Source organism: Solihabitans fulvus, assembly GCF_008386585.1.
In the GTDB taxonomy this organism is placed as follows: Bacteria; Actinomycetota; Actinomycetes; order Mycobacteriales; family Pseudonocardiaceae; genus Solihabitans; species Solihabitans fulvus.
Map to the genome: position 1 here is coordinate 349,918 of NZ_VUOB01000041.1, position 17,762 is coordinate 367,679.

The window sequence follows — 17,762 nt, forward strand, 5'->3', positions numbered from 1 at the left end:
CTGCGCACTCCCCGAGGAGGGACGACAGTGCCTGGACTTGGCGCAAACCAACCCAATGACGCGATCACCGCGGCGCGGTTCTCCATCACCATCGACGGCTACGAGATCGCCCAGTTCTCGGAGCTGACCGGCATCGTCACCGAGGTCGTTCCCGTCGACTTCATGGAGTCCAGCGAGAAAGAAGTGATCTTCAAGAAGCTGCCAGGCAACCGGAAGCCGCCAACGATCACCCTCAAGCGCGGCAAGAACACCGGCATGGAGCTGTGGGCCTGGCACCAGTCGGTGCTCAACGGCGACATCGTCGCGGCCCGCAAGAGCTGCTCGCTGGTCATGTACAACAGCGACGGCCGGCCCGTCGCGCGCTACCACCTGTCGAACGCCTGGCCGGCCAAGATCGAGATCGGCGCGCTCAAGGCCGGCTCGAACGAGGTGCTCACCGAGTCCGTCGTGATCGTGTGCGAGAACCTGGAACGGGTCGCGCCGTGACCGCCGCCGTGGAGGTCGGCCTCCGCACGGAGTACCCGTTCACGCTGCCGCGCGGCTACGTCGACGAGAGCGGCCAGGTGCACCGCGATGGCGTGATGCGGCTGGCGACCGCGCGGGACGAGATCACGCCGCAGACCGACGCCCGCGTGCGGCAGAACCCGGCCTACCTGACCGTTCTGCTTCTGGAGCGGACGGTGACCAGCCTCGGCCATGTGTCCACAGTGGACACGTTCGTGATCGAGAACCTGTTCGCGTCGGACCTCGCGTTCCTCCAGGACCTGTACCGCCGGATCAACCAGGACGGCCGCACCGAGGTCGCCGTGGACTGCCCGTCCTGCGGGCACTCCTTTGCCGTGGATGTCGCGGCTGATGCACCGGGGGGATCGTGACGTACGCGGGTGAGCGCCTCTGGGAGGAACTCGCGTACGTCGCCTACTACCTGCACTGGTCGTTCGACTCGATCCTGGACCTCGACCATCCGACCAGGCAACGAATCGTCGCCGAGGTCGGCAAGATCCACTCCCAGGTGGGAGCCCAGAACGAGGGGTGGTGAATCCAGATGCGCTGGCCGTTCCGACGCCGTTCTGCCCAACAAGGCCAACCATCCACGCCGCTCACGCCCTCTACGGACGCCCGCCCGGCGTGGCGAGTGCTCCCGGCCCTGCGGCCCACCATCCCACCGGAGGCGCCGGTGCTGCTGCCGGCGCGGCTGCCCGAGGTGAGCGGCACGCGCGACCTGTTGCGCCCGGCCCCCGCCCCGACCGCGGCCGTCGAACCGGTGTCCGGGCTGGTGCACGGCCTCGCCGTGGTGCTGCCGCCCGCGCCCGTCGAGCCGACCGGCGCTGGCCTGCCACCGCTGCTCCCGCCGACCCGGCGCGCGGTGCTGCCGCACACCCCCGAGCCGCGGTCCGAACTCTGGCACGCCGTCGACGACTACGTCGGCGAACCACGGCAACCGGCCGAGCCGCACCGCGCGCCGGCCTGGCTCCGGGCCGCCCAGCAGTTCACCCAGGACCCGCTCGGCCTGCCGCCGCCTCCGCCCGCAGCCCCATCGCTGTCCCTGCCGGCCAGGTCATTCGCACCCGTCAGGCCGATCGCGACCACGGCCGAGGAACCGCCGGCCCGTCCAGCCTCGCGCCAGAGCGGCAGGCCCAACCTGGGCCAGAGCCGCAGACTGGGCCTCGGCGCGCCGCTGACCCATCCGCCAACCGACGCGATCTCAACTCCAGCAGCGCCCGAACCGGGGCCAGCACTCGGCGAGCCAACGGCACACCCTGAGTCACCCGCCCGTCCAGCAGAGCCCCCGGCACCACAGGAACGGGCCGAGCCGCCCGCCCCCGTGCCGGTGACGGAGCGGGTGCCCACGGAGCTCGCCGAGGCCTTCCGCGCCACGCAGGGGATCGACGTCGCCGACGTGCCGGTGCACCGCGGCCCTGAGGTCTCGACGCAGGCGACCGCCATGGCCGCGCGGGCCTTCACCAGGGACGGCGCGGTCTTCCTGCCCGCCGAGGCCGGGCCGCTGCATTCCGGGCCGGCCAAGGGTCTTCTCGGCCACGAGTTGGTGCACGTCGTGCAGCAACGCACGCTGGGTCCGCGCCTGCCGGCCGAGTCCACCGACCACGGCCGCCGTCTGGAGGCCGAGGCCCGCGCCGCCGAGTCCTGGGCGGGCCGAGGCGGCACGCCTCCGCCAGCCCTGATCCACCCGCCGACGCCGGTCGCCGCAACGACCTCCGGCGACGTGCAGCGCGCGCCCGTCGTCGAAGCGGCGGCCCCGCCGCAGCATCCGCCAACTGCGCCAGCGCCGGCGCCGGCTCCCGTGCCGACACCGCAGCCGACCACGACACCGCCCGCAGGCGCCCAGTCGAACCAGGCGGGCGGGGTGCAGCTGCCCGACGACCGCTGGACCGAACAGCGAGACGACCGCAATCCCCGCAGCGGCGCGGAGTTCGGCGGCCTGATGGCCAGCAGCTTCGGCGGCATGGTCCTCGACTCCTGGGGCGCCGACACGGTCGAGCAGCCCGACGGGGGCCTCGCGCGCGACCTCCGCCGAACCCAACTGCGCCACCAACTGCTCACCGAGATCAACCAGGAACGCGCCATGGCCCACCTGCCGGCGCTGGCCGACCTCGGTTCCTCGGAGAACACCATGGTGGAGCAGCGCCTCGGCCAGGAGTTCGGCCAACGGGGCACCGGCTCCCAGGGCGGCTCGCGCGGCGGCGCGCAACGCGGTGGCTCCACCAGCTCCACCAGCTCCAACGGATCCGCCGGCTCCACCGGATCCGGCGGCCCGAACCAACCCCAGGGCGCCAACGACGACGGCCGCATCCGCACCTGGGGACAGTTCGGCCAACAGGTGTCCGACGGCTTCGCGGGCCTGCTCGCCGCGCCGTTCGGCATCGACGCCGCGGACGCCTCAGCCAACGACCGTCAGGGCGCCCAGCCCGCGACCGCGAGCCGTAGCACCCAGCAGCATCAGGCCGCGACGCACCCGGCGGCGGCTACCCACCCGGCCGCGGCGGCCGCCGCCGGAGCCGGCGCCGCGCACGCGACCTCGGCCGGCGACCAGGAGCAGGCGCTGATCAACCCAGACCGGATCGACCTCGACGAACTGGCCGGCCGGATCTACGACCGCCTGCGCAGCCGGCTCCGAGGCGAACTGCTCGTCGATCGTGAGCGGTCCGGCCTGCTCGCCGACTTCCGTTAGGAGCAAACAGGATGCCCATCAGCAGCGACACCATGATCGGCCTGGTGAACAGGTTCCAGGTGACCCTCGACGACGGCAAGATCGACCTCGGCAGTTGGTCCAAAGTGGATGGTCTCAACGTGAAATGGGACGTGGCCGAGTACCGCACCGGGGACCAGGGCAACGAGCGCTACTTCTTCCCCGGCGCGACCCAGTACGAGGTGATCAAGCTGACCAGGGCGGCCTGCGCCGACACGATGAAGGTCAAGGAGTACCTGTCCAACAACTCCTTCAAGGCCAAGGCGATGACCGGCCACATCAAGCTCTGCGACGCGGCCAACAAGGAGGTCGCGCACTGGGACCTCACCAGGACCGTGCCGATGCGGTGGGCCATCACCGCGTTCGACTCCTCCGCGAGCAGCGTGGCCACCGAGACGCTCGAACTGCACCACGCCGGATTCCTCGACGACCAGGTCCAGCACTGACAACTCCGCCGAGACAACCCAACCACCACCAAGGACGGGAGGCGTAAGCCGTGCCCATCAGCCCCGCCGCACTGCTCGGCATGAGCATGCGATTCCGTGTCGTGGTCGACGAGATCGACCTCGGCGGCTGGGCCAGTTGCGCCGGCCTCGCCGTGGAGTTCCACAACCAGAAGATCAAGCAGGGCGCGAACTACGAGTTCCAGACGATCGTGCCCGACTGCGTCGACTACCCGCCGATCACGCTGCAACGCGCGATGAACACCGACGACTCCGGCCGGGTGCAGCGGTGGCTGTCGCAGGTCGTGTCGACCTGGTTCAGCGACTCCTCCGACGGCGGCTACAGCGACCGCACCGCGCAGATCACCCTGCTCGACTCGCAGAACAAGCCCGTGACGACCTGGCGGCTGCGCAACGTATACCCGCAGAAGTGGGAAGGCCCCGACCTGGACGCGTCCACCGGGCGCATCGCGCTGGAGAAGCTGCAACTGGTGCACGAGGGGTTCCTGTGAGCGGAGGCGTGGTGCACGCGATGCTGGTGAGCAAGACGCCGACGGCCCCCGGCGTGGTGAAGTTCGGCTTCAACCCGCAGAAGATCTCGATCTCCCGGGCGGCCGACCTGACGCAGCGGCCGAGCACCAGCCGCAACGGCGGCATGCCGGGCGGCGGGCATCCGAACGTCGTCAAGGGCGCCAAGATGAGCACGATCTCGATCAACGAGGTCATGTTCCGGGGCAACGACATCAAGCTGACCTGCGACCAGCTGCTGAACTGGATGACCCCTGGCGGCGGCATGCTCGGCGCGATCGCCGGCGCCGCGCTGTCCGCGCTGTCCGGCGGCCTGATCAACCTGGCCACCAAGCCGCCGCTGCTGATGTTCTCCTGGGGGCCGCCGGAGATCGGCTTCATGTACGACGTGGTGATCAGCAACTGCCAGATCGACTACGTCCGCTTCAACTCGCAGGGCATCCCGATCAGGGCCAACGTGAACCTGAAACTGTTGGAGCAGCCCAGCCTGCTCGGCACGCTGCCGACCAACCCGACCTCCGGCGGCCTGCCCGGCCGTCGCCGGCACGTGGTGAGCGAGGGCGAGAGCCTGCAACGGATCGCGACCGAGGCGTACGGCAATCCGCAGCGGTGGCGCTGGTTGGCCGAGGCCAACGGCATCGACGACCCGGCGCGGGTGCGGCCTGGCGACGTCCTGCTGCTGCCGCATCCCGACGAGCGGAGCCCGGCATGATCGGTCTCGACTTCTTCTCCGACGGTTCGGCGACGGTCCGCGCCAGCGTGGTGGTCGGCGGTTCGCCGCTGCGCGCCGCCGTCGAGGCGAAGCTCGCCAGGGTCGTGGTCGACACCCACCTGCACCTGCCGGACATGTTCGAGCTGACCTTCCTCGACGAGGAGGGCCAGGTCGTCGCCGACGCCGGCCTCGACATCGGTACCAAGGTCGAGGTCCAGGGCGGCGCGGCCACCGAGGAACGGGCCAGCAAGCTGATCACGGGCGAGGTCACCTCGATCGAGGCGGTCTGCGCCCGCATGCACATCTACACGGTCGTCCGTGGTTACGAGAAGTCGCACCGGTTGCAGCGCGCGAACCGGACCAGGACGTACCTGAACATGACCGACGCCGAGGTGGCGACCAAGGTCGCCAAGGACGCCGGCCTGGAGATCGGCAAGGTCGACAGCACGTCCGCGACGCACGCGCACCTCGCGCAGATCGCCCAGACGGACTGGGACTTCCTCCGGCAGCGGGCCAGGGAGATCGGGTACGAGACCGGCGTGTCCGGCGGGAAGTTCTTCTTCCGCAAGCCGTCCGGAAGCAAGGACGACGGCGGGCTCGGCGGCATGGTCGGCGGCGCGGTGGACATGGTGTCCTCGCTGGCCGGGCAGGGCCCGCCGACGCTGACGTTCAAGCAGAACCTGCTGGAGTTCTACCCGCGCCTGAGCGCGGCCAACCTGACGCCGAAGGTCGAGGTCCGGCTGTGGGACCCTGGCAAGGCCGAGGTCGTGACCGCGAGCCGGGACGTGAAGACGGGCACCGCGCAGCTCAAGGACGAGGATCCCGCGACGCTGGCCACCCAGTTCAACCGCGACTCGCCCATTCCCTACATCAAGCTGCCCAAGATTCCGGGGCTGCCCGATCTCGGTACCCCGTCGGACAGTTCCGCCTACGTCATGGTGGACCGGCCGGCCGGCGAGGGCAGCACCGCGAGCGCGGCGGCCGAGGAGATGGCCAAGGGGCTTGCCGAGCACATCGCCAGCACCTTCGCGGAGGCGGAGGGCTACGTCGTCGGCGATCCGGCCGTGCAGGCCGGCGCGCAGGTGAAGGTCGACGGCGTGCCGCCGCAGTTCGGCGGCACCTGGACGGTGACCAACGCGCGGCACGTGTTCGACGAGGAGGAAGGCGGCTACCACACCAGGTTCTACGTCAGCGGCCGGCACGAACGGTCGCTGCTCGGCCTCGCCTCCGCCGGCACGAGCCAGGGCGCGGTGGCGCGCATGCCGGGGTTGGTGTGCGGGGTCGTCACCAACAACAACGACGACAAGGGGCGGGTGAAGGTCGCGCTGCCGTGGCTCGGCCCGCAGTACGAGTCGGACTGGGCGAGGGTGGTGCAGTTCGGCGCTGGCAAGTCCAGCGGCGCGGTGTTCCTGCCCGAGGTCGGCGACGAGGTGTTGGTGGCGTTCGAGTTCGGCGATCCGAGGCGGCCCTACGTGATCGGCGGGGTGCCCAACGAGAACACGTCCTTCGACCTCGGTGGCAAACCGGTGAAGTCGACGGGCGGCATGTCGGCCGCGGTGGTCAAGCGCGGGTTCGTCACGCCGGTCGGCAACCGCCTGCTGTTCGAGGACGAGCTGACGCCGCCGCCGAGCAACCAGCCGACGAAGTCGGTGATCACGCTCGGCACCGGGGACGGCTCGCTGTCGGTGGTCATCGACCAGACCGCGGGCAAGGTCACGTTGAGCTGCGATCCCAAGCCGCCGGCGAGTCAGTCGCCGACCGGCTCGATCAGCATCGTGTGCGGCACGGCGGGAACCATCGACATCAAGACCGGCGCAGGCGGCACGGTGAACATCGACGGCGGCGCGAACCTCAACCTCAAGGCGCAGGCGGCCGTGAAGATCGAGAGCACCGGAATCGTCGAGATCAAGGGCAACCCGATCAAGTTGAACTAGCTCGCGCGTGATCAGTCAGTCCGAACAGGACAGTGGGAGGCGGTGGACGTGGCCGAGGACTTCGTCGGCGCGGGGTGGTCGTTCCCGACCGGGGTCAACCCGAACGGCGGGATCGCGTTGGTGCGCGGCGACAACGAGCTCGTCCAGGCCATGCGGCTGATCCTGTCCACCTATCCCGGCGAACGGCCGATGCGACCGCAGTTCGGCTGCCGGCTGCGGGACTTCGTGTTCCGGCCGGCCGACGAGGAGACCGCGGCCGAGCTGGCGCACGAGGTGCGGGAGTCGTTGCTGCGCTGGGAACCCAGGGTGGACGTGCGCGGCGTGCGCGTCTCCCCGGACGGCGCGGACCGCACCCTGCTCTACATCGACATCCAGTACACACCGAAGGACACGAACGACCGGCGCAACCTGGTGTTCCCGTTCTACACGATCCCCGAGGACGGGAGTGATTACTGATGGCGCTGCCCGCACCGAACCTCGACGACCGGCGGTTCCAGGACCTCGTCGACGACGCCAAGCGGCTGGTGATGCGCAGGTGCCCGGAATGGACCGACCACAACGTGTCCGATCCCGGCGTCACGCTCATCGAGACGTTCGCGTTCATGACCGACCAGTTGTTGTTCCGGCTCAACCGGGTGCCCGACCGGCTCTACGTCAAGTTCCTCGACCTGATCGGCCTGCGGCTGCTGCCGCCGACGCCGGCGTGCGCGCCGGTGACGTTCTGGCTGTCCGCGCCGGCGAGCGCGCCGCTGACGATCTCCACCGGCACGTCGGCGGCCACCGTGCGCTCCGAGTCGACCGAGGCGGTGGTGTTCAGCACGCTCGAGGAACTGGTGGTGCAACCGTGCTCGCTGCTGGGAGTGCGCACGGCTCCCGCCGGTGACGACCGGACGACCGACCACGCCGAACCGCTGCGGATGGGGGTGCCGTTCCAGGCGTTCGGCGCGGTGCCGGCGCCGGGTGACGCGCTCTACCTCGGCCTGACCGACCCGGTGCCGAGCTGCGCGGTGCGGATCGACTTCCGCGGCGAGGTCGACGGCGTCGGCGTCGATCCGACGAACCCGCCGCTGCGCTGGGAGGCGTGGGACGGGCAGTCGTGGGTGCGCTGCGATGTCAGCGACGACACGACCGGCGGGCTGAACGGGAACGGCACGCTCGTGGTGCACCTGCCCGCCGCGCACGCGGCGTCCGTGCTGGACGGGGAGCGCGCGGGCTGGCTGAGGGCCCGCGTGCTGGAGTCCGAGGAGGGCCAGCCCGCCTACAGCTCGCCGCCGGTCGTGCAGGCGCTGGCCGCGTGCACGGTCGGCGGAACGGTGTCCGCCGTGCACGCCGAGGTGGTGGAGAACGAGCTACTCGGGAACTCGGAAGGCGTTGCGGGGCAGTGGTTCGGTGTGGCGCGCTCGCCGCTGTTGGCCGGTGCGGGCTCCGCGGTGCTCGAGGTCAGCGACGAGGACGGCTGGCAGGAGTGGCAGCAGGTCGAGCACTTCGCGGCCAGCGGGCCCGACGACCGGCATTTCCTGCTGGACGCCGTCATCGGGACCGTCCACTTCGGACCTGCGGTGCGCGAACCCGACGGCGGGCTGCGGCAGTGCGGCGCGATCCCGGCCACCGGGGAGACGATCCGGTTGCGTCGCTACGCGATCGGCGGCGGGGTGCACGGGAACGTCGGCAGCGGCGCGATCAGCACGCTGAAGTCATCGATCCCGTTCGTCGCGGGGGTCAGCAACCGCGAACACGCGCAGGGCGGCGTCGACGGCGAGACCCTGGAACAGGCCAAGGCGCGGGCCTCGGTGCTGCTGCGGACTCGCAGCAGGGCGGTGACGGCGGAGGACTACGAGTCGCTGGCCAAGGAGGCCGCGCCCGAGGTCGCCAGGGTGCGCTGCATGACCGCGGGCGAGGGCGATGTGACCGCCGGTTCCGTGCGGGTGCTGGTGGTTCCCGCCGCGCCGCAGGAGGACGGCAGGCTGCGGTTCGAGGACCTGGTGCCGACCGAGGGGTTGCTCGGCCGGATCACCGACCGGTTGGACGAGGTCAGGCTGATCGGGACGCGAGTGGCCGTCGAGCCGCCGTTGTATCGGGGCGTGACGGTGGTCGCGACGGTGGTGGCGCGGCCGAGGGTGGATCCGGATCGAGTGCGCCGCGACGCTCTTGACGCGCTGTACCGCTTCCTCAGCCCGATCGGCGGCGGCCAGCGCGGGACGGGCTGGGAGTTCGGCCGGGCGGTGCAGGCCGGGGCCGTCTTCGGTGTGTTGCAGGAGGTTCGCGGGCTGGAGCTGGTCGAGGACGTGCGCCTGTTCGGCGCCAACCCGATCACGGGAGAGCGTGGCGCGCAGACCGCGCGCCTTGAGCTGGAGCCGAACAGTCTGGTGTTCTCCTTCGGGCACCAGGTGAGAGTGGAGCGGCGATGAGGGGAACTGTTGCCGGGTTGGGTACTGCCCGGTCGCTCGGCCAGCTGCTGCCGGCGGTCTACCAGGAGGAGGACCCGTTCGTCCTGAAGCTGCTGGCCGCGCTGGACGAGGTGCTGGCTCCCGTGCTGTCCACTCTGGACTGCCTTGAGGCGTACCTGGACCCCGGTGTCGCGCCGGTCGACTTCCTGGACTGGCTGGCCGGTTGGGTCGGCGTCTCGCTCGACGAGGGCGCGCACGAGGAGCGCAGGCGCGCGGCGGTGGCCAGCGCGGCCGCGCTGCATCGGGTCAGGGGAACGGTGGCCGGGCTGCGAGAGCACCTGGAGTTGTTGACCGGCGGCCGGGTCGAGGTCTCCGACAGCGGCGGAGTGTCGTGGTCAACGACACCGGGCGGCGCCCTGCCCGGCGAGGACGTGCCGCGGCTCGCGGTGCGGGTGACCGGCGCGGACCCCGGGGTCGCCGGACTGGTGGACGCCATGGTGGCGGCGAGCAAGCCGGCACACGTGATGCACAGGGTGGAGGTGGTGGAGCCGTGATCGTCTGCCGAAGCTGCGGCTTCCACAACAAGGACGGCGATGCGTTCTGCGGATCCTGCGGCGCGTTCCTGGAGTGGACCGGGGAGAAGGTGGCCCCGGTGCCCGTCCGGGTGGCGGAGCCCGAGCCGGAACCCGAGCCCGTAGCGCAGCGCCGCAGGTTCCTGGATCGGTTGCAGTCGTTGGTGTATCTGGATGTCGGCGAACGGCCGGCCGCTCCTGCTACGGCCGCGGCAGGGCCTCCTCGACCGGGGATGCCGGCCCCGCCCCGCCCGCCCGGTATGCCACCGCCGCCCGGCGTGCCCGCGCCGCCCGGTCCACCCAAGCCGATGGCCCCTCCGCCGCCTCCTGGCGCGGCGAAGCCGCCCGGCCCGCCTCCTCCTCCGCCGCCTGGTGCAGCCAAGCCGCCTGCTCCTCCAGCACCACCTGGTGCGGCTAAGCCGCCGGCTCCGCCTGCTCCGCCGGCACCGCCTGGTGCGACTAAGCCACCGGCCCCTCCGGCTCCGCTGGCTCCTCCTGCCGCTCCCGGAGTTCCTGCTGCGCCAGGTGTTTCGCCGCCGCCTCCTCCTGTCGGAGCGCCCCCGCCCCCGCCGGTCGCGTCAGCTGCGCCCGCGCTTCCGCCGCCACCGCCCGTCCTGCCGAAGCCGCCGGCCGAGGCGTTGGTCGCCCCGATCGGGAAACCCGGCGCGGTGGCGTTGCCGCCCAAGGAGGCGCCGCTGTCGGTCGTCGGCGCGGTGGGCGGCGGGGAGCAGCCGGAGGCCCTGCGTCCGCAGGAGCAGCGCAGGCGTCCGCATGTGGTGGTGAAGTCTGCGCCGACGCGTCGGTTGGAGCCAGGGGACCTGGTGTGCGGCGACTGCGGTGAGGGCAATCCGCAGACGAGGAAGTTCTGTAGCCGTTGTGGCGCCTCGTTGGTGGACGCCGAGTCGGTGCGGAGGCGGTGGTGGCAGCGGTTGCTGCCGAGGCGTGGGGCAAAGGTCAGGAAGGCCGGCGAGCGTCCCAAGCGCGGCAGGAACCGAGGAAAGTCCAAGCTGGGCAAGGCGCTCGGCGCGGTCTTTCCCGCGATCAGGAAGTTCGTCGCGGTCGCGCTGATCCTCGTGGGTATCGCCTACGGTCTGTTCGCGCCGTTCCGCGGTTGGGTGAACGAGCAGGTGGTGGCGGGGCGGCAGAACATCGAGTGGATCCTGTTCGGGAAGTTCGATCCGGTGCATCCGACCGGCGTCAAGGCTGCCGTCCAGCTCGCCGACCATCCTGGCGCCGCGGCAACGGACGGACTGACGAACACGTACTGGGCCGCGCCGGTCAATGGCGCGGAACCCGCGCTGGTGTTCACGTTCGATCATCCGGTGAACCTGGACAGGGCGATCATCCGCAGCGGGGCGAGCGGTGATTTCCAGGCGCAGCATCGGCCGCAGAAGCTGCACCTGGTGTACTCGACGGGGAAGACGCATGACGTGGACCTGAGCGACAGCCCGGATCCGCAGGAGATTCAGCTCAGCGATGGAGCCGGTGTCAGCAGCGTGGAGATCCACGTGGTCGCACTGTATCGATCGATGACCGGGAGCGCCGTGGCGGTCACGGAGATCGAGTTGTTCCAGAAATCTCGTTGACCGGACCTCGCGGCCGGTTGTCACCACGTGGCAACCGGCCGCATCGCTGTGTTCTGTGCTGGCAGAGACCGGCAGATCCATTCACCGGGTGTTCGAGGGCGACCACTGCCCGCCGGGCCGGGAGCCCTCGGTTGGTGTCATGCACGAGTCCCGCACGATGACGGCCTGCTCCAGCGGCTGCGGCGGACCTCTGTGGGTCTATCACACGGGAACCGATGGTGCGACCTACGGCAACTGGTGGAGGTAGCGCCCCGATCCGTGCAGAGGCTGGCGACCTGACCAGCAGTCACTGCGGCGAACGGCCAGGCGCTGTACGAGGCAGCCGCGGAACAGCTCCACCTCCTGAGGTGGATCTCGTTCGGCAACGGCGTCAAAAGGATGTCCTCGCCGGACGGGCAGGCCACCAGGATGGTTCGAACGGCGTAACGCTGCGGTCCGGGCGTGGCCTAGCGCCGAACCTTCCCGGCGACCTTCCCAGGAGAGCTATCACGCGGGACCAGGACGCGCGCAGCCTGACAGGGTCGTCCGTCGGTGCCGCCGAGGGGCGCGCGTCCTGGTCCCGCGTGATGGACGCCCTCCAGGTCGCCGGGAAGGTTCGAGGCCACTCCCTTGTATGTGGTCAAGATCAAAACCTCGGCGGGTACAAAGGTGGCGGAATCACCTGAGGCAGTTCACCGCCGTGTGGGGTGATGCGTCGCTAGTGGCGGGTGGCGAAGTCCGGTGGGTTGAGGGTGCCCGGCACGACCAGGAACGGCTTGGTGGCGCTGATCGACGGGAAGCCGTCGACCGCCGCCTGCACCACGCGGTTTCCCTCGGCGCTGTTGGGGTAGACCACCAGGGCTGCGGTGATGGTGCCGGCCGAGGTCGACTGGACGGACACCGACTCGGGGTATCCGGGGAAGTTCACGATGATCGTGCGCAGCGGGGCGAAGCCGTGTCCGGTGACCGTGGCGACGCGGCCGGGCGGGCTGACCGTGGGGCTCACGTCGATGGCGGGTTGGGCGCCGCTGCCGCGCAGTGCGACGAGGTGTGGCGCCGCCCCTGGACTGTGGTCCTGGAACGACAGCACCGCGGTGCGGTCACCGGCCGCCTGCGGGGTGAAGACCACCGAGACCTGGCAGGTCGCGCCGGGGCTCAGCGTGGCAGCCTGACAGGTGTTGTGGGGCAACGTGAAGTCACCCGGGGTGGCCGGCGCGGGGTCCTGGCTGACGGCGACGTCGCCGAGCGGCAGGTTGGTGTCGCCGGTGTTGGAAACCGTGACGGTGGCTGTCGGGCTCGGTGACAGGGGGAGTTGTTCGCCGAACACCACGGGGTCCGGGGTGACGTGGAACTGCGGGCCGATTGGCGGTGGCGGCGGTTGGCTCGGCGGGACGCCCGTGCCGCGGGCGGGGATCGTGGACGCTGGCGCGTCGCGTCGGGACAGGCTGACCTCGCCCTGACGATCGCCCGTCGCGGCTGGGGTGAAGCGGACCGAGACGAGGCAGCTGTCGCCGGCGTGCAGGGTTCTGCCCTGGCAGGTCTGCGCGTCGATCGTGAAGTCGCCGGCCTGTGCTCCGCCGATGGTGACCTGGCCGAGCGTGAGTGGGCCGAAACCGTTGCCGTAGTTGACGGTCAGCGTCTTGGTGCTGGTGTCGCCGACGACGACCTGGCCGAAGTCGAGCGGGTCGGCCTTCGGCTCCGGCTGGAAGGTGCGCACGAACGCGTCGGTGGACTTGTTGGTGTCGTTGGCGATCAGGTCGGTGGCGTCGGAGCTGAACGCCACCCGGCCGCCGTCGGCGCTGAGCGTCGGCTGGTAGCTGTCGTTGTCGCCGGGGCAGCTGGATCCGGCCGGCGGGGCCGGCACACAGGTCAGACCTGTCGACGGCGAGGCGAGTTCGGCCGGCAGCTGGGGTTGGCCGGCGGCGCGGCGCGCCTGGTCTGCCACCAGGTCGCGCACGACCACCTGGCAGGCGGTGCGCACGACCGGTGGTGGCGGCGGAGTGGACGTGCTGTCCTGTGGCGCCACGGTGCCGCCGGTATGCGGCGTCACGCTCTTCGGCGCCACCGCGCCGAACTGCGCCTGGTACAGACAGCTGTAGGTCCGGGTCGCGCGGTCCAGGCCGTTGTGCATGCCGAGCGCGTCAGTGTCGAAGGCGAGGTAGCGGCCGTCGGTCGACAGGCTGGGTCCGCCGCCCGAGGCGATCGTGCCGTCGGGGGTGGTCGAGACCGGGCGGGAGGTGGGCGTCTGGCTGAAGGTTCCGTTGGTGGCCTGGCCTCGATCCACGAGGTAGACGACGGACAGGTAGTTACGTCGATAGGAACCCTGCATGTTGAAGGCGACGAGCCTGCCGTCTCCGGACAGCGAAGGGTGCTCCGGTGCGGAGTAGCCGTCGCCGAGGGTCGCGCCGTGCTCGTCCAGGTCCACTCGCGTCGCCCTGCTGGTCACGTCGTCGTCCTTGGTGAGGTCGACCTCGACGAGCGCGCCGGACACGGTGATCAGGTCCGTGGCGGCGAACCGGGGGATCGGCGGGACGTGTTCGGTGTAGTTCGCCATCAGCGCCGCGTAGCGGCCGTCGGCGGACAGCGTCGGGTCGCTCTGGTTCGTCGGTCGCAGGTAGTCATGGCCGGGCAACGACGGAGACAGGTAGCCCGCGACATCGCGGACGCCGTCGGCCTGCCAGGGTTTCGTCACGTCGTTGTCCGGTGCCAGCGTGCCGGTGCGGACGAAGTCGTAGTAGGTGATCGTCTTCTGCCAGACCAGGCGGCTGCCGTCCGCCGACAGCTTTGGGTGCGACATGCTGGACGCCGCGTGGTCGACGAAGTCCACCCTGGTGTACCGGTAGTCCATGCTGCCGTCCGGGCGTTTGCGGTCCAACGTGCCGGTGCCGCCGGGATCCCGGTCGCACACCATGACCGACGGGCTGCCCGCGAAGTCCTCGCTCACCAGGTTCGACGCGCTGCTGGTGAAGGCCACGTAGCGCCCGTCCGCCGAGATCGACGGGGAGGTGCTGTAGCTGTCGGCCGGGTACTCCGGCGGCTTCCGCTTCGGTTCTTCCGAGGCGGGGAACTGACCCCTGGTGATCAGCACGGTGTGTCCGTCGGTGAGGTCGCGCACGTAGATGTTGCTGAACTCGTTGTTGTCGTCCAACGGATCGACGCCGCCGTCGGCGGCGAACGCGACCCACCTGCCGTTGCCGGAGATGGCGGACTCGTTGCCGCCGTGCGGGGCCTCGCCGCCGTTGTCCCGCACGGAAGCGCGCTGCGTGCTGCCCGGCGACACCGCGGCGACCGCCGACGGCGGCGCGCCGGCCAACAGCAGCGCGATGCTGGCGAGAATGACGGCCAGCAGGCACAGCACGGCCACCGTTCGTCCACTGTGGACATTCGTTGAGTGTGCGGGCACCATCGACTCCTCCACACGCGCGGACACGGAGTTGACGGTAGGCTCGGGTCCACGGGAAGCGCGCCCGCCCTCGGACGTCGTTGTGGCCAGCGGGAAGTGCCCCTTGGGGCGGTGGGGGCTGTCCGGCCGCGCTCCCGTTCGCGGCTACCGGCAGCGCGCCGGCCGCGCGGACACTGGCGGCCATGGGTGTGACGACGTCGCTTGAGAGCTCCAGCCTGGTCGTGAATCCGGGCGAGCAGACGACCTGCGCCGTGCAGATTCGCAACACGGGCAGTGTCGTGGACCAGTTCAGCGTGGATGTTGTCGGCGGCGCGGAGTCGTGGGCCGAGGTCCAGCCGCCGGCGATGAACCTGATGCCCGGCGACACCGGAACCGCCGTGGTGCGGTTCGCGCCGCCGAGGACCTCGGAGGTGGCCGCCGGGCCGATGCCGTTCGGCGTGCGGGTGCGGTCCCGCGAGGATCCCGGCGGCTCGGTGGTCGAGGAGGGGATCGTCGACGTCACAGCGTTCACCGACCTCCGCCTCGAACTCTCGCCGGTGACCACGCACGGCCGGTCCAGCACGCGGCACGAGATCGTGGTGGAGAACGCGGGCAACCACCCGCTCCCCGTCGAACTGGTGGCAGGCGACCCCGAGGAGCGGCTGCGGTTCCGGGTGCAGCATCCGGCGCTCACCGTCGAACCGGGCACCGCCGCGTTCGTTGGGCTGAAGATCCGGCCGGACAAGCGTTTCCTGAAGGGACCGGAGCGCAAGCACACCTTCCAGGTGACGGCCGTGCACTCGGCCGGCCCGCCGGAGGCGGTCGAGGGAACCTTCGTTCAGCGGCAGCTGCTGCCCAAGTGGCTGCTGCCGGCGCTGATCGCGTTGCTGGCGTTGGTGATTCTCGCCGTGGTGCTGTGGTTCACCGTGCTCAAGCCCGCGGTGAAGTCGGCGGCGCGGGACGCGGCGGCCGCGCAGGTCAGCCCCGTCGCGAGCGACGCGAACGCGGCCAAGGACGTGGCGCAGAGCGCGGCCAAGAAGGCGGACGACGCCAAGGCCGCCGCGACCAACCCCGCCAAACCCAGCAACGGCAACGGTTCGGGCACCGGCAGCGGTCAGCCTGGCGACGGCACGGACACCTCGGCGTGGAAGCCGGTGGACTTCCGCATCGCCTCGGACGCGCCAAGGACCTCCGACCCAGCCGCATTCACCACCTTCGTCCAGGATCCCGCGCCGCCGGACGGGAAGTCGATGGCGGTCACCGACATCCTGTTGCAGAACCCCTACGGCGACGGCGGCGTCATCCGGTTGATGCGCGGCGACAAGGTGCTGCTCGAGGTGGGGCTGAACAACTTCCGCGACCTCGACTACCACCTGGTGCAGCCGTGGTTGTTCACGCCGGGTCAGAAGCTCGTGATGGCGGTCAGCTGCCAGACGCCGGCCTCCGGCAACTGCCACCCTGCTGTCTCCTTCTCGGGCCGAGTGCAGAACTAGGAACGCAGACATGAAGATGTCCCCGGCGCGTGGTTCTCGCGCCGGGGACATCTGTCGTCGCGGTGTGTCTAGATGAGGCCTTCGCGCATGGCGTAGGCGACGGCGTGCGACCGGTTGCGCAGCTGGAACCGGTTGGTGATGTCGTGCAGGATGCTCTTCACCGTGCGCTGCGAGTAGCAGAGCTGCTCGGCGATCTCCTTGGTGCTCATACCGTCCGCGACGAGCTTGAGCACTTCGGTCTCGCGGTTGGTGACGCCGGCCAGGTGCAGGCCCCTCGGTTCCAGCACCTGACGCTGGAGCCGGGACACGCGGTTGAGCAGCCTGCCGAGCATGTCGGGCGGCAGCGCGCCCTCGCCGGCCGCCGCGGCGCGGATCAGCCGGACGAGCATGTCGGCGGTCGTGTCGGAGCGACGCGCCACGGCGCAGACCCCGTTCTCGACGGCGGTCAGCACCTCGCTGTCGTCCATCTCGCCCGCGATGAGCACGGTCTTGGCGTAACCGGCCCGCTGCAATCCGACGAGCAGGTGGTTCGCGCGGTCCTCCAGCCGGTCCGCGACGACGAGCGCCACGGTGGTCTCCGGCGGGCTGACGCCCTCGTCCACCAGCTGGATCTCGGGCCGCGCCTGCAAGGTCGCCGCCACACCGCCCTGGAGAATGGGATCCGTCGCTCTGACGAGCACTGCGGTCCGCTTGGCACTGAACATGAGGCCCCCCGTTTGCATAGTCCGCCCCGACTGGGTAGAGCCTCTCGCGAACGGCGTCCCGAGCGCATGGGACCTGTGTCCCGAACTGCCCGATCGGACGTCGGGACGGCCGGCCGGTCAGCCGCCCCTCGGGGACTCGCCGAGGCCCGCCTCGCGCGCCCGGACGATCGCCTGCGCGCGGTCGGCGACGTGCAGCTTGGCGAAGATGTTGGACACGTGGTTGCGCACGGTCTTCGGGCTCAGCACGAGGCTGCGCGCGATGTCGCTGTTGCTGTGTCCCCGCGCGATCAGCTCCAACACTTCGCGCTCCCGGCCGGTGAGGTCGGGGAACACGGCGGCGGGCGCGGCGGGCGGGTGGTTGAAGAACCCGAGCACCCGCACGGCGACCGCCGGCCCGAAGATCGCCTCACCGCCGGCGACTCCCCGCACCGCGCGCACGATCTCGTCCTGGCCAGCGCCCTTGAGCAGGTAGCCGCGCGCGCCTGCCCGCATGGCGGTGAACACCGACTCGTCGTCGTCGAACATGGTCAGCACCAGCACCCCGGTGTGGGGCCGGTCCCGCACGATCTGCCGGGTGGCCTCGACGCCGCTGAGGTCGGGCAGGTGCAGGTCCATCACGACGACGTCGGGCTTGAGCGCGGCGGCCGCGGCGATCGCGGCGCGGCCGGTGGACGCCTCGCCGGCGACCGCGATGCCCGGCACGGTCGCCAGGACGGCGCACAGGCCGAACCGGAACAGCGGGTGGTCGTCGACGACCAACACCCGGACGGTGCCCTCCTCGGCGGGTTCGTCGAGCATGGCCAGCGACCTCTCCTCGTTGGCTCGGTCGTCAGG

Annotated in this window: 17 protein-coding genes; 13 read left to right on the plus strand and 4 right to left on the minus strand. The window is 70.7% G+C overall.

Annotation, left to right across the window (positions count from 1 at the left end; translation table 11 throughout):
• Positions 1-27 precede the first annotated feature (27 nt).
• The 11 genes from F0L68_RS23485 (at position 28) to F0L68_RS23530 (ending at position 9,766) form a co-directional block, all read left to right on the plus strand.
• The gene (locus tag F0L68_RS23485) at positions 28-486 is read left to right on the plus strand and encodes a phage tail protein (protein WP_188316761.1); all 459 of its coding nucleotides are present in this window, start codon (positions 28-30) and stop codon (positions 484-486) included.
• Complete coding sequence (locus F0L68_RS23490) at positions 483-875, plus strand: phage tail assembly protein (RefSeq protein WP_223199059.1); 393 nt, start codon at positions 483-485, stop codon at positions 873-875. Before F0L68_RS23485 ends, F0L68_RS23490 begins: the two co-directional genes overlap by 4 nt.
• Positions 872-1,039 carry a DUF6760 family protein gene (locus tag F0L68_RS42575; RefSeq protein ID WP_188316762.1) on the plus strand — a complete coding sequence of 56 codons (168 nt, stop codon included), beginning with the start codon at positions 872-874 and terminating at the stop codon, positions 1,037-1,039. The genes F0L68_RS23490 and F0L68_RS42575 overlap by 4 nt, the downstream gene beginning before the upstream one ends.
• Before the next feature lie 138 nt (positions 1,040-1,177).
• Positions 1,178-3,190: an eCIS core domain-containing protein gene (locus F0L68_RS23495; protein WP_188316763.1), complete on the plus strand. Its 2,013-nt coding sequence runs from the start codon at positions 1,178-1,180 to the stop codon at positions 3,188-3,190.
• 11 nt (positions 3,191-3,201) lie between these two features.
• Positions 3,202-3,654, plus strand: a complete 453-nt coding sequence (locus F0L68_RS23500; RefSeq protein ID WP_149851806.1) for a phage tail protein — start codon at positions 3,202-3,204, stop codon at positions 3,652-3,654.
• Between the two features lie 50 nt (positions 3,655-3,704).
• The gene (locus F0L68_RS23505) at positions 3,705-4,163 is read left to right on the plus strand and encodes a phage tail protein (protein ID WP_149851808.1); all 459 of its coding nucleotides are present in this window, start codon (positions 3,705-3,707) and stop codon (positions 4,161-4,163) included.
• A complete protein-coding gene (locus F0L68_RS23510) occupies positions 4,160-4,891 on the plus strand; it encodes a LysM peptidoglycan-binding domain-containing protein (protein WP_149851809.1) in 732 nt (243 codons plus the stop codon). Before F0L68_RS23505 ends, F0L68_RS23510 begins: the two co-directional genes overlap by 4 nt.
• Entirely contained in the window at positions 4,888-6,825 is a 1,938-nt protein-coding gene (locus F0L68_RS23515; RefSeq protein WP_149851812.1) for a phage baseplate assembly protein V, read from the plus strand. Before F0L68_RS23510 ends, F0L68_RS23515 begins: the two co-directional genes overlap by 4 nt.
• 48 nt (positions 6,826-6,873) lie before the next feature.
• A complete protein-coding gene (locus F0L68_RS23520) occupies positions 6,874-7,281 on the plus strand; it encodes a GPW/gp25 family protein (protein WP_149851962.1) in 408 nt (135 codons plus the stop codon).
• Positions 7,281-9,233: a putative baseplate assembly protein gene (locus F0L68_RS23525; protein WP_149851813.1), complete on the plus strand. Its 1,953-nt coding sequence runs from the start codon at positions 7,281-7,283 to the stop codon at positions 9,231-9,233. Before F0L68_RS23520 ends, F0L68_RS23525 begins: the two co-directional genes overlap by 1 nt.
• Entirely contained in the window at positions 9,230-9,766 is a 537-nt protein-coding gene (locus F0L68_RS23530; protein ID WP_149851814.1) for a phage tail protein, read from the plus strand. The genes F0L68_RS23525 and F0L68_RS23530 overlap by 4 nt, the downstream gene beginning before the upstream one ends.
• A gap of 477 nt (positions 9,767-10,243) precedes the next feature.
• Here F0L68_RS23530 and F0L68_RS42580 read toward each other — a convergent pair whose 3' ends face one another.
• On the minus strand, positions 10,244-10,390 hold the full coding sequence (locus F0L68_RS42580) for a hypothetical protein (protein ID WP_188316764.1): 147 nt from the start codon (positions 10,388-10,390) through the stop codon (positions 10,244-10,246).
• A 32-nt stretch (positions 10,391-10,422) separates the two neighbouring features.
• Between F0L68_RS42580 and F0L68_RS23540 the strand changes: the two genes are divergently transcribed.
• On the plus strand, positions 10,423-11,370 hold the full coding sequence (locus F0L68_RS23540) for a zinc ribbon domain-containing protein (protein WP_149851816.1): 948 nt from the start codon (positions 10,423-10,425) through the stop codon (positions 11,368-11,370).
• A 697-nt stretch (positions 11,371-12,067) separates the two neighbouring features.
• Here F0L68_RS23540 and F0L68_RS23545 read toward each other — a convergent pair.
• On the minus strand, positions 12,068-14,713 hold the full coding sequence (locus F0L68_RS23545) for a choice-of-anchor D domain-containing protein (protein ID WP_188316765.1): 2,646 nt from the start codon (positions 14,711-14,713) through the stop codon (positions 12,068-12,070).
• A 221-nt stretch (positions 14,714-14,934) separates the two neighbouring features.
• Here F0L68_RS23545 and F0L68_RS23550 point away from each other — a divergent pair, with 221 nt between their 5' ends.
• A complete protein-coding gene (locus F0L68_RS23550) occupies positions 14,935-16,224 on the plus strand; it encodes a COG1470 family protein (RefSeq protein ID WP_149851819.1) in 1,290 nt (429 codons plus the stop codon).
• A 68-nt stretch (positions 16,225-16,292) separates the two neighbouring features.
• Here F0L68_RS23550 and F0L68_RS23555 read toward each other — a convergent pair whose 3' ends face one another.
• A complete protein-coding gene (locus F0L68_RS23555) occupies positions 16,293-16,928 on the minus strand; it encodes a helix-turn-helix transcriptional regulator (protein WP_149851821.1) in 636 nt (211 codons plus the stop codon).
• 117 nt (positions 16,929-17,045) lie between these two features.
• Entirely contained in the window at positions 17,046-17,726 is a 681-nt protein-coding gene (locus F0L68_RS23560; RefSeq protein ID WP_149851964.1) for a response regulator, read from the minus strand.
• Positions 17,727-17,762 lie beyond the last annotated feature (36 nt).